Source organism: Luteibacter sp. (assembly GCF_009912395.1).
In the GTDB taxonomy this organism is placed as follows: domain Bacteria; phylum Pseudomonadota; class Gammaproteobacteria; order Xanthomonadales; family Rhodanobacteraceae; genus Luteibacter.
This window is the reverse complement of the sequence record NZ_WNDO01000005.1, coordinates 40,832-53,004: the sequence shown is the minus strand read 5'-3', so window position 1 is coordinate 53,004 and position 12,173 is coordinate 40,832. Positions and strand designations below refer to the sequence as shown.

11 protein-coding genes are annotated in these 12,173 nt (G+C 66.1%); 5 read left to right on the top strand and 6 right to left on the bottom strand.

The annotated features are described in order from the left end of the window. Positions 1-726: 726 nt before the first annotated feature. Entirely contained in the window at positions 727-1,917 is a 1,191-nt protein-coding gene (locus tag GAK28_RS06855; protein ID WP_291776498.1) for an MFS transporter, read from the bottom strand. Positions 1,918-2,033: 116 nt separating this feature from the next. Between GAK28_RS06855 and cls the strand changes: the two genes are divergently transcribed. Both cls and GAK28_RS06845 read left to right on the top strand, forming a co-directional pair. Beyond that, positions 2,034-3,452: a cardiolipin synthase gene (gene cls, locus GAK28_RS06850; RefSeq protein ID WP_291776496.1), complete on the top strand. Its 1,419-nt coding sequence runs from the start codon at positions 2,034-2,036 to the stop codon at positions 3,450-3,452. 57 nt (positions 3,453-3,509) lie between these two features. Continuing rightward, positions 3,510-4,271: a prolyl oligopeptidase family serine peptidase gene (locus GAK28_RS06845; RefSeq protein WP_291776494.1), complete on the top strand. Its 762-nt coding sequence runs from the start codon at positions 3,510-3,512 to the stop codon at positions 4,269-4,271. 14 nt (positions 4,272-4,285) lie between these two features. Here GAK28_RS06845 and GAK28_RS06840 read toward each other — a convergent pair whose 3' ends face one another. The 5 genes from GAK28_RS06840 to GAK28_RS06820 all read right to left on the bottom strand — a co-directional run bounded on the left by GAK28_RS06840 (position 4,286) and on the right by GAK28_RS06820 (position 8,948). Next, entirely contained in the window at positions 4,286-4,681 is a 396-nt protein-coding gene (locus GAK28_RS06840) for a hypothetical protein (RefSeq protein ID WP_291776492.1), read from the bottom strand. A 30-nt stretch (positions 4,682-4,711) separates the two neighbouring features. Then, the gene (locus GAK28_RS06835; protein ID WP_291776490.1) at positions 4,712-5,944 is read right to left on the bottom strand and encodes an MFS transporter; all 1,233 of its coding nucleotides are present in this window, start codon (positions 5,942-5,944) and stop codon (positions 4,712-4,714) included. A gap of 124 nt (positions 5,945-6,068) precedes the next feature. Beyond that, positions 6,069-7,085 (bottom strand): Gfo/Idh/MocA family oxidoreductase, encoded by a 1,017-nt coding sequence (locus tag GAK28_RS06830; protein WP_291776489.1) that lies wholly within the window; start codon positions 7,083-7,085, stop codon positions 6,069-6,071. Between the two features lie 11 nt (positions 7,086-7,096). Further along, a complete protein-coding gene (gene iolG, locus GAK28_RS06825) occupies positions 7,097-8,089 on the bottom strand; it encodes an inositol 2-dehydrogenase (RefSeq protein WP_291776487.1) in 993 nt (330 codons plus the stop codon). Then, entirely contained in the window at positions 8,082-8,948 is an 867-nt protein-coding gene (locus tag GAK28_RS06820) for a MurR/RpiR family transcriptional regulator (RefSeq protein ID WP_291776485.1), read from the bottom strand. The genes iolG and GAK28_RS06820 overlap by 8 nt, the downstream gene beginning before the upstream one ends. 200 nt (positions 8,949-9,148) lie before the next feature. Between GAK28_RS06820 and GAK28_RS06815 the strand changes: the two genes are divergently transcribed. The 3 genes from GAK28_RS06815 to GAK28_RS06805 are packed head-to-tail and all read left to right on the top strand — an operon-like array spanning position 9,149 to position 12,169. Then, the gene (locus GAK28_RS06815) at positions 9,149-10,192 is read left to right on the top strand and encodes a sugar ABC transporter substrate-binding protein (protein ID WP_291776483.1); all 1,044 of its coding nucleotides are present in this window, start codon (positions 9,149-9,151) and stop codon (positions 10,190-10,192) included. A 16-nt stretch (positions 10,193-10,208) separates the two neighbouring features. Beyond that, complete coding sequence (locus tag GAK28_RS06810; RefSeq protein ID WP_291776481.1) at positions 10,209-11,369, top strand: ABC transporter permease; 1,161 nt, start codon at positions 10,209-10,211, stop codon at positions 11,367-11,369. 11 nt (positions 11,370-11,380) lie between these two features. Further along, positions 11,381-12,169, top strand: a complete 789-nt coding sequence (locus GAK28_RS06805; protein ID WP_291776480.1) for an ATP-binding cassette domain-containing protein — start codon at positions 11,381-11,383, stop codon at positions 12,167-12,169. The last annotated feature ends 4 nt before the right edge of the window (positions 12,170-12,173 follow it).

Genomic DNA, 12,173 nt, shown 5'->3' with positions numbered 1-12,173 from the left:
TCGGCTATCGCGTCGAGGCTTCCTACGCACAAGCCGATGCGGTGCCCTCGCGGTGCTGGTGAACCGAGGCGCTGGGTTCCTGTTTTCACAGGAACGACGAGCTCGCGAACCGTCGTTCCAGCGAACGCTGGAACCCAGCGCGGGGCGATCGGCTATCGCGTCGCGGCCTCCTACGCAAAGGCCGATCCAGCGCCCTCGCCATGCTGGTGAACCGGGGCGCTGGGTTCCTGTTTTCACAGGAACGACGAGCGAGCGAACCGTCGTTCCAGCGAACGCTGGAACCCAGCGCGGGGCGATCGGTTGTCGCGTCGCGGCCTCCTACGCAAAGGCCGATCCAGCGCCCTCGCCATGCTGGTGAACCGGGGCGCTGGGTTCCTGTTTTCACAGGAACGACGAGCGAGCGAACCGTCGTTCCAGCGAACGCTGGAACCCAGCGCGGGGCGATCGGTTGTCGCGTCGCGGCCTCCTACGCAAAGGCCGATCCAGCGCCCTCGCCATGCTGGTGAACCGGGGCGCTGGGTTCCTGTTTTCACAGGAACGACGAGCGAGCGAACCGTCGTTCCAGCGAACGCTGGAACCCAGCGCGGGGCGATCGGTTGTCGCGTCGCGGCCTCCTACGTAGAGCCGATCCAGCGCCCTCGCCCTACTGGCGAACCGAGGCGCTGGGTTCCTGTTTTCACAGGAACGACGAGTGAGGCTGTCGCAGCCTTGCTCGTTTACGCCATATCAAACGCAACCGGCGGTGACAGCCGTCGTCGCCGCACGTCGCTCCAGCGCCACGCTCACAATCGTCGCCAGCAAGCCAGCCACTGTCACGGCGGCGCCCGCCAGGCTGACGACCGGCAGCGCGTAACCCGCGGCGATCACCGCACCGCCCAACCACGCACCACCGGCGTTACCGAGATTGAACGCCGCGATATTCAGCGTCGAGGCGAGGTTCGGCGCGTCGCCCGCCACATGCACCACGCGGGACTGCAACGGTGCCACCGTGGCGAATGCCGCGACGCCCCAGACGAAAACCGTGACGATCGACGCGACGGTCGAGTGCATCGTCCAGGCGAAGGCGGCCATGAGCACGGCCAGCACCACGAGGATGCCCATCAGCGACGGCATGAGTTTCCAGTCGGCCAGGCGGCCACCGAGCATGTTGCCGATGGTGGTGCCCAGACCGAACAGAACCAGCACGGCACCCGTCCACTGCGGGCTGATGTGCGACTGCTCCTGGAGGATCGGCGCGATATAGGTGAACACGGTGAACACACCACCGAAGCCCAGCACGGTCATCGCCAGCGCGATCAAGGCCTGCGGCTCGCGCAGCACCTTCAGTTCACGTGCCATGTCCGGCGCCTTGAGGTTCGGCAGGGCCGGGACGAAACGGACCACCGCCACCGCCGCGATCACACCGAGCAAGGTCACCGCCCAGAACGTGGAGCGCCAGCCAGCCCACTGGCCAAGGAAGGTACCGAACGGCACACCCAGCACATTGGCCAGGGTAAGGCCGGCGAACATCATCGCGATGGCGCGGGCGCGCTGGTTGGCGGGCACCAGGTGCGCCGCCACCACGGCGCCAATGCCGAAGAACGAACCATGACAGAACGCGGCCACGACACGAGCCGCCATCAGCACGTCGTAGCCGGGCGCTACGGCGCAGAGGAGATTGCCCAGGATGAACAGGCCCAACAGCAGCAACAGGGCGCGCTTACGTTCGAGCTTCGCGGTGAGGGCGGCCAGTACCGGCGCGCCGACCGCAACGCCCAGGGCGTAACCGGACACCAGCATGCCGGCGGAAGGGATGCTCACCTTCAGGTCGGCGGCCACCTCGGGCAACAGACCCATGATGACGAACTCGGTGGTGCCAATGGCGAAAGCGGCCACCGACAACGCCAGCAGGGGCAGACGGGACGACGGGGTATGCATAGGATAGGCTCGGAAGAAAGCGATGGTGTCCATTCTCCGGCCGGGCCAGGCATGCAAAAACTCCTCTACGCGACAAAGATTGTTGCCGCAAACTTGAAGATCGAAGGGGCCGCCCCGTGATCATCACCCTGATTGCCCTCACGGCCCTGGGCCTGCATGTCGCCGGCGTCTTCGCCGCCATGCACGCCGTGATGCACACCCGCACCGCGCAGGGCGCCTTCGCCTGGGTGCTCGGCCTCGTGCTGCTGCCCTACGTCACCCTCGTGCCCTACCTGTTCCTGGGCGCCAGCCATTTTGGCGGCTATGTCGACCTGCACCGCCAGCGCCAGGCGCGCTTCTTCATGCTCCACGAAGAAGCCGGCAAGACCCAGAATGCCCTGCTCCCCCATCCGCCCGCGGTCCAGGACGAGCGGTATGCGGCGATCGGCCGGATGCTGAAGACCGCCATGCACGGCGGCAACGCCCTCACCTTGCTGGTGGACGGCGACGAAGCCTTCGACGCGATGTTCGCCGCCATCGGCAAGGCCGAGCGTTACCTGCTCGTGCAGTTCTTCATCATCCACGACGACGGCCTTGGGCGCCGGCTGCGCGATGCCTTGCTCGAACGCGCGGCGGCCGGCGTCGAGGTCTGCGTGCTCTACGATGGCATCGGCAGCCACGCGTTGCCCGACAGCTATGTCGCCACGCTCCGCGACGGCGGTGTCCGCGTGCATCCCTTCGCGACGCGGCGCTGGCGCAACCGCTTCCAGCTCAACTTCCGCAACCATCGCAAGGTGCTGGTGGTGGATGGCACGCACGGTTTCGTCGGCGGCCTCAACGCCGGCGACGAATACCTCGGCGAGAAGCCGCCGCTGGCGCCCTGGCGCGATACCCACATGCGCATCGAAGGGCCGGCGGTGGCCGACCTGCAACGCGCGTTCGCGGAAGACTGGTACTGGGTGACTGGTGAGCGTCCTCCTTCGCAGCCTCCGCAGGAACGCTGCGGCCGCGCGAATACGATGATCGTCGCCACTGGTCCGGCTGACCGGCAGGAAAGCTGTTCGCTGTTCTTCACCACGGCCATCCATGCGGCGAAGAAGCGCGTGTGGATCACGACGCCCTACTTCGTGCCCGACCAGGCCGTGTTCGGCGCGCTGCGGCTGGCCGTGTTCCGTGGCGTGGACGTTCGCATCCTCATTCCCATCCGCCCCGACCACCGCACCGTCTTCATGGCCTCCACGCTGTACGCGCACGAGGCCACGCTCGCGGGTATCCGCATGTTCCGCTACCGACCCGGCTTCGTGCACCAGAAGGTCATGCTCATCGACGACGACACCGCAGTGGTGGGCAGCATGAACCTGGACAACCGCAGTTTCCGGCTGAATTTCGAGATCACCGCGTTGAATGTCGACGAGGGGTTCGCGGCCGATGTCGAGGCGATGCTGGAAAGGGATTTCGCGGAAAGCGACGAGGTGAATCCGAACGACTACCGGCGCCTGTCCTACTTCCGGCGCGTGTCGCTGCATGTCGCGCGGCTGTTCGACCCCGTGCTCTGACGCCTTGCGCAAACCCCGTTACTTCGCTCCACTGCGACAAGGTTTCGGAGATATCGCATGTTGCGCACCCTGTTCTTCCTCGGCGTCGCCGCCATGACCGCCCCCGCCTTCGCCGCGTCGGATCGCTTCGTCGAGCGCAGCGTGGACGTCCAGGGCCGCACCTATCGTTACCGCGTCTTCGTTCCCACGGTGTCGTCGAAGCATCCGGCCGTGGTGCTCTTCCTGCATGGCAGCGGCGAGCGCGGCGACGACAACACGAAGCAACTGGCCCAGGGCCTGCCGCCCTGGCTGGAGACGCATCCGGACTTTCCCGCCGTGGTGGTCATTCCGCAGGTGCCCGATGAGCAGGAATGGACCGATCCGGCGAACGCCGCGATGGCCATGGCCGCGCTGGAAAAAAGTGTCGAGGAATTCCACGGCGACCGCCACCGGCTCTATCTCACCGGTCTGTCCATGGGCGGTTACGGCTCCTGGCAGCTTGCCGTGGACCACCCGCACACCTTCGCGGCGGCAGCCATCATCTGCGGTGGCGTCACGGCACGCCTCAACGGTCGCGCCCTGTATGTCCACGGCGTGCCGGAAGGCGAGGATGCCTACGCCTGGACGGCGAAGAAGGTCGGCAAGCTACCGGTCTGGCTGTTCCATGGGGGCGACGACGACGTGGTGCCGACCGAGCAGTCCCGGCGGATGGACGCCGCGCTCACCGCGCGCCACGCCAAGGTGAAATACACCGAGTTCCCCGGCGTGAATCACGGCTCGTGGGACAAGGCTTATGCGACGCCCGACCTGTGGACCTGGATGTTCGCGCAGAAACGCTGATCCGGCCGGCTCGCTCAGGAGCCGCGCACGTGCCCCATCAGGCGCTTGAAACCGCCGGAGAACAGGGCCCAGCCGATGCAGACGCCGATCAGCGCGCCCACCAGCTCGAACAGCACGCGCAGGCCGATGGCGTCGGGATCGTGCACGGCGGCCAGCTTCAATCGCAGCAGCGTGGTGGACTGCATCGGCACCACGTTGAAGTAGAAGAGGTTCCACATGTCCTCGCCACCGGCAACGACCAGGGTGAGCACATAGGCGATGGAGAGCTCCTTGCCCGCACTCCAGCCACCGCTCTTGCCGAACAGGAAGCGCACCAGCAGGTAGATCACGATGCCGACGAGCAGGGCGATGCCGCCCGCTTCCAGGGCACCGTCGATGCCGTAGCCCATCCAGCTGCGATCGTATGGCATGCAACGCTCTCTTGAAGGTTCAGGAGCGCATTATGCCCGGGCGTCGGCCCGGGATTCGCGTTCAGGCTCGTCGCGGCCGAAACGCAGGTAGAGCGACAGGGACAGAGCCACCGCCGCCAGCGAGGCCATGCCCGCCAGCAGGAAGATCGCCGGATAGTCGAAACGGCCCGCAACCCAGCCACCCACCGGACCGGTAAGGCCCAGCGCCACGTCAAGGAAGACCGAATACGCGCCCAAAGCCGCGCCTCGGTTATGCATGCTCACCCGGCTGACGGCCTCCACGCCCAGGGCGGGGAAGATCAGCGCGAAGCCCGAGCCGGTCAGGGTGGCACCGGCCAGCGCCAGGTGCGGGGTGTCGCCCAGCCACAGCATGGCCAGGCCGACGCACTCCACCAGCAGCGAGGCGATGGCCACCCGGTAGCCGCCGAAGCGGCCGATGGTGTTGCCGAAGACCAGCCGCATGCCGATGAAACAGCCGCCGAACACGGACAGCGACAGCGCCGCGTCGGCCCAGCCACGGCTCGCGTAGTACAGCGCCACGAAAGTGGACAGCGAGCCGAAGCCGATCGAGCCAAGGGCAAGGCCCGCGCCGTAGGGCATCACGCGGGACAGCACGCTCTTGAACGGCAGGCGCTCGCCATGGCTTGGCGGCACGCGGGCCTTCCAGAACGCCAAGGGCAGCGCGACAAGGCCCAGCGCAAAGGTGAGGATGCCCAGCGAAATGAAACCGAAGTGGCCTGCCAATGTCACGCCCAGCGGCGCGCCCAGCGCGATACCGCCGTAGGTGGCGATGCCGTTCCAGGAGATCACCCGTGCGGTGTGCTCGCCGCCGATACCGCCGATGCCCCAGGTGATCGAGCCGGTGCTCACCCAGCTCTCGGCAAAGCCCAGACCGAGGCGGCTCATCAGCACGAGTGCCAACGACAGCACGGGCATGGTCGGCACGAGGGCTGCGAGGGCCAGGAACAGGCCCGAGAGTGCCAGCACGATCAATCCGGCGATGACGGTGCGTTTGGGTCCCATGGCGTCGGCCATGCGTCCCGCGTGCGGTCGGCTCAGCAGAGTCGCAAGATACTGCGCGCTGACCGCCAGGCCGGCGAGCACGGTGGCATAGCCCAGGTTCGCGTGTACGAAGCCCGGCAGCACCGCGAGGGGTATGCCGATGCTGAAGTAGCACACGAACGTGAAGACGACCGCGGAAAGGATGCGCGCGGTGACGGCGAATCGCCGTCCACGATGGGGAACGAGAGGGGGGAAGGACATGGCTACCTATTATAGGCGTCGTTGCTGCAGTGCGTCATCGTGTCGCATGAAGCTTTTTTCATGCGGACGGGGAAATCGCGCGCAAGCGCGCTCCTACATCAGGAGCGGGCTTGCGCGTGACGGTTCAGTCCAGCATCACCGGCTTGCCGCTCTGCAATGATTCGCGCATGGCGATGGCGATGCGGGTGGCTTCCACGGCGTCGTCCATCGTCATGTCGAACGGCGTGTCGTCGAGGACCGCATCCACGAAGTGCTTCGCCTGGGTCACGAAGGCCGGGGCGAAGCGCTCGTAGAACGACGGCACGACCGTGTTGCGTACGCCCGCCGCGTCGGAAATCTCGATCCGGTCCGCGCGCGGGTTACGCCCCACGCTCACCTTGCCGGCCGTGCCGGTGACGTCGGTATGCGTGTCGTGCCCGTGCGCCTGCGTGCGCGAGGCATGGAACATCGCCATGCGGCCGCCTTCGAACTCGACGATGGCGATACCGTTGTCGACATCGCCGATGTCCTTCAGCGGCGGATACATCGCGACGGTGCCGGTGGCATAGGCTTTTACCGCCTTCGGACGACCGAGCAACCAGCGCGCCAGGTCCACGTCGTGCACGCTGCAATCGAGGAAAATGCCACCGCTGGTCGGCGCGAACTTGAGGAACGCGCCGGAGGGGTCGGCAAGATCCGCCGTCTGCGAGTACACGAGGAAGGGATGGCCAATGCCGCCCGCGGCGATGTGCTTATACGCGTTGCGATAGCTCTCGTCGAAACGACGCACGAAGCCAACCATCGCGCGCTTGCTCGCCTTCGCCGCGTGGGCGGCGGCTCGGCGGCATTCGTCGAGATCGAGCGACAGCGGCTTTTCGCAGAACACGTGCTTGCCGGCGTCCAGCGCCTGTTCGATCTGCGCCGGGTGCAGCGACGTGGGTGTCACCAGGAACACGGCGTCGATGGACGGATCGGCGAGCATGCGCTCGTAGCTGTCGTGGATGGTCGCCACGCCCAGCGTGTCGCGCGCCCAGTCGCGTTCGCTTTCGACAGGACTGCACACGGCGACCAGTTCCGCCCGAGGCACCGCCCGGGCGAGGTTTTCGGCATAGCGCTGGCCAAGCCGGCCGAGGCCGGCGAGACCGATACGAAGGGTGGTCATGGGCGTGGCCTTTAGATGTTCACCTGCACGGCCTGGCCTTCGCGCCAGGAACGCGCGGCGGCTTCGGCCAATTCCAGCGCCTTGATGCCGTCGGCGATGGTCGTGCGCACCGGCGTGCCGGCGGCCAGCGCGTCGAAGAAATGCGCGATCTCCGCCGCATAGGCATCGCGGTAACGCTCAAGGAAAAAGTGCTCGGGCAGGTCGTGCGCGATGTTAGTGGCCGTATGCGCCACGACCTGGGTCGGCGTGACGTTGCCGGCCTGGAGCATGCCCTTGCTGCCGAGCACCTCGAAACGCTGGTCGTAGCCGTAGGCGGCGCGACGCGAGGTGTTGATCTGGCACAGCTTGCCGCTCTTGGTGCGGATGGTGACGGCGGTGGTGTCGATGTCGCCCGCACCTTCGATCGCCGGATCGGTCAGGCAGCTACCGGCCGCGTGCACGCTCACCGCCACGTCGCCGAGCACCCAGCGGAAGATGTCGAAGTCGTGGATCAGCATGTCCTTGAACACGCCACCCGAGCTCTTGATGTAATTCACCGGCGGCGCGCCCGGATCGCGGCTGGTCACCACCAGCACTTCCGGCGTGCCGATCTCACCGTCGTCCAGTCGCTTCTTCAGCGACGAGAACGTGGGATCGAAGCGACGCTGGAAGGCGATCATGCAGACCACGCCCGCCTTCTCCACCGCGGCCTGGCAGGCACGCGCGCGCTCCACGTCGAGGTCCACCGGCTTCTCGCAGAAGATCGCCTTGCCGGCGGCCGCCGCGCGCTGGATCAGGTCGGCATGCGTGTCGGTGCTGGAACCGATCACCACCGCGCCCACCGCCGGATCGTTCAGCGCCTCATCGACGCTGGCGACCTTCGCGCCGTGCTTCGCGGCCAATTCCTTCGCCGAGGGCTCGTGCACGTCCACCACGTAGCGCAGCTTCGCTTCGGGATGTCGGGCGACGTTGCCCGCATGGATCTTGCCGATGCGACCGGCACCGAAAACGGCAACTTCAATCATCGTATTCTCCTCGGGAAATCGTTTCTTCGACGGTCAGTTCAAGCTTGTAGGCCAGCGCGACGAACAGCGCCTGGCACAGGCACATCGTGCTGGTGAGGCCACGGAAAGCGAACGCGCTGCCCTCCTTCACCTTCAGCAACACATCCGAGTGGCGTGCCAGCGGGCCGAGATCGCTCTCGGTGATCGCCAGCACGTTCGCGCGATGCTGCTGCGCCACGCGCATCGCATAGAGGGTTTCCTTGCCGAACGGCGGAAAGCTGATGGCGATCAGCGCATCGCCCTTGCGGATGCTGCGCAGCTGCTCGCGGTACATGCCGCCCAGGCCGTCGACCAGGTGCACGCGTTTCTGCGTGTGCTGCAGGGCGTAGGCGATGTAGGTGGCGATGGCGAACGAGCGGCGCACGCCGACCACGTAGATGTTCTCGGCGGCGGCGAGCAGTTCCATCGCCTTCTGGAAACGCGGCTCGTCGAGTTCGTGGGCCAGTTCGTCCAGGCCCGCGCGGCTGGCGTCGATGAAGCGCGAGGCGATCTCCACGGCGGGCATCGCGCTGTCGCGGTCCTCGATCACCTTGCGGATTCGCTGCTGGTAGCTACGCGCCGGCGAGGCCTGGGCGGTCCAGGCGTTACGGAACACGGCCTGCATCTCGGTGAAGCCGGAATAGCCGAAGCGCTGGGCGAAGCGGACCACGGCCGAGGCGTGCACGCCGCAACCCTCCGCGATCTCACCCACCCTCTGGACCATGATGGAACTGCGGTGTTCCTCAAGGTACCGGGCGACACCCTGCAACTGGCGCGGCAGGGCCTCGAACTCCTCGGCGATGCGCTGCATGAGCGCGTCGGCTTCGCTGCGTTTGGCCATGAATGGCTCCGTGTCGGGGGACGGACGGCATTGAAGCACGCGATGGAACATTTTTTCCAATTATTTTTTTGCTGCAATGCAAGTTGCAACCGGCATTCCACGGAGCCATGCTCGGCCCGCTTTCGGCAAACAGCGGCCGCGAGGCCGTATCGCGTTCGACACCATCCCCGGCCGGGCTCCCGGCCACCTGTGGAGGCACTATGCGATCCAAACTGTTCCACGCCTCATTGGCGGCCGCCCTGGCCCTGGGCCTCGGTCTTTCCACCCCTTCCGCCCATGCCGCCCCCGGCGACCGCTACGTGCTGGTCTCCCACGCCGCCGACTCGGATTCCTGGTGGAACACCATCAAGAACGCGATCAAGCAGGCCGGCGAAGACTTCGGCGTGGCCGTCGACTACCGCGGCTCCGGCAACGGCGACCTGAGCGAAATGGCCCGCCAGCTGGAATCTGCGGCCGCCCGCAACTACCAGGGCGTGTCGTTCGACATCGCCAGCTTCGCGGTGCTGAAGGCGCCCGCCGCCAAGATCTCCGCCAAGGGCATCCCCATCGTCACCATCAACTCCGGCACGCGGGACGAGAGCAAGAAGCTCGGCGCGATCATGCATGTGGGCCAGGGCGAATACGACGCCGGCAAGGCGGCCGGTGACCGCGCCAAGGCCGCCGGCATCACCAGCTTCGTCTGCGTGAACCACTACGCCACCAACAACGCCTCGTTCGAGCGCTGCCAGGGCTTCGCCGACGCCATCGGCCTGAAGGACTGGCGCAAGACCTCGATGATCGACACGGGCATGGACCCGACGGTGGTCGCCAGCAAGCTCAGCGCCTACCTGCGCGCCAACCCGAAGACCCAGGCGATCCTCGCCCTGGGCCCGAACGCGGCGGAACCGGCCATCAAGGTCGTGCAAGACATGCACCTGGTCGGCAAGATCAACTTCGGCACCTTCGACCTGTCGCCAGCCATCATCGACGGCATCAAGTCCGGCACGATCCAGTACGCCATCGACCAGCAGCCCTATCTGCAGGGCTACATGGGCATCGCCGCCCTGGTGATCGCCCACGACCAGAAGACCAACGACCCGGCGAAGATCATCGCCGCGCTCAAGGCCAATCCGAAGTTCCAGGCCCGCCTCAAGCAGTACGACCTCAAGCCCATCTATACCGCCACCGGCGTCAGTTCGGGTCCCGCGTTCGTGACCAAGGACAACGTCGCCACCGTGGAGAAATACGCCGGCCAGTACCGCTGACCGTCGGGAGTCGAACATGAGCGCCATCAACGAGAGCGTCACGCAAATGATCCAGAGTCAGCGCGCGCAAGCGCCGCAAGCCACGAAACCCTCGGATGAGCGGGTCAGGAAGGTATCCCCCTGGCGCATCCTCCTGGAGAGACCCGAGCTGGGCTCGATCGCGGGCACCGTGCTCGTTTTCGTGTTCTTCGGCTTCACTGCCGGCGGCTCCGGCATGTTCGCCCTCGATGGCGTCATCAACTGGGCCCAGGTGGCAGGCTATCTCGGCATTCTCGCCGTAGGTGCCTGCCTGCTCATGATCGCCGGCGAATTCGATCTATCGATGGGTTCGATGATCGGATTCTCCGGCGTCCTGGTCGCCATTCCCCCCATGTACCTCGGCTGGCCCCTGTGGGCGGCGGTGATCTTTTCCTTCGTCGCCTCCATGGCGCTGGGCTGGCTCAACGGCTACCTCGTGGTCCGCACGAAGCTGCCGTCGTTCATCGTCACCCTCGCTTTCATGTTCATCCTGCGTGGCCTGACGCTGGTGCTGTCCACCGGCTTCGCCAACAGCACCATCGTCAGCGGCGTGGGCGACAAGTTCACCAGCGACCCGGTCATCAGCGCGTTGTTCTCCGGCACCACGATGCACTGGCTGTTCACTGCATTGGCCGGCATGAACCTGATCGACAAGCTGCCTAGCGGCGACCCGGTCGTGGGCGGCATTCCGAAGGTGCTGCTGTGGTGGGCCGCCATGGCCATCGTCGCCGGCTTCGTGCTTGCCCGTACGCGCTTCGGCAACTGGATCTACATGGTCGGCGGCGACTCCAACGCCGCCAAGAACGTCGGCGTACCCGTGCGTCGCGTGAAGATCTCCCTGTTCGTGCTCACCGCCTTCTGCGCCTGCCTGTTCGGCGTGCTGCAGGTGGCCGACGTGGGTTCGGCGGCGGCCGATCGCGGCCTGCAGAAGGAGTTCGAGGCCATCATCGCCGTGGTCATCGGCGGCACGCTGCTGACCGGCGGCTTCGGTTCGGTGATCGGCGCCTGCTTCGGCGCGCTCATCTTCGGCGTCGTGCAGATCGGCATCTCGTACACCAACATCGATTCGGACTGGTACCGCGTATTCCTCGGCGGCATGTTGCTGCTGGCGGTGCTGTTCAACCACTACATTCGCAGCCGCGCTGCGAGCAACAAGTGAGGACCGCCGCCATGGCCGACGAATACATCCTCGAACTGGACAACGTCAGCAAGTTCTTCGGCACGGTGATCGCCCTGCAAGGCGTCACCCTGCGCTTGAAGCGCGGCGAGGTCCATTGCCTGCTCGGCGACAACGGTGCAGGCAAGTCCACCCTCATCAAGACGCTCGCCGGCGTGCACCAGCCCAGCAGCGGCGAGTACCGCGTGGAAGGCCAGGCGGTTCGCTTCGGCTCACCGCGCGAAGCGCTCGATCGCGGCATCGCCACGGTCTACCAGGACCTTGCTTTGGTACCCCTGATGAGCGTGGCCCGCAATTTCTTCGCCGGTCGCGAGCCGCGTCGCAAGCTGTTCGGCGTGATCCCCGTGATCGACATGAACTACGCCAACGAGACGGCACGCGAGAAGCTGGCCGAGATGGGCATCTTCGTGCGCGACGCCGGCCAGGCCGTGGGCACCATGTCCGGCGGCGAACGGCAGTGCCTCGCCATCGCCCGCGCGATCCATTTCGGCGCCAAGGTGCTGATCCTCGACGAACCGACGGCCGCTCTTGGCGTCAAGCAGTCGTGCAACGTGCTCAAGCTGATCCACAAGGCCCGCGAGCGCGGCATCTCGGTGATCTTCATCACCCACAACGTACATCACGCCTATCCCATCGCCGACAGCTTCACGCTGCTCAACCGTGGCCAATCCATGGGCACCTTCGCCAAGAGCGACATCTCGAAGGAAGAAGTGCTCGACATGATGGCCGGCGGCACCGAGATCCAAAGCCTCGTCGACGAACTGGAAGGCCGCGCGGCCTGAACAC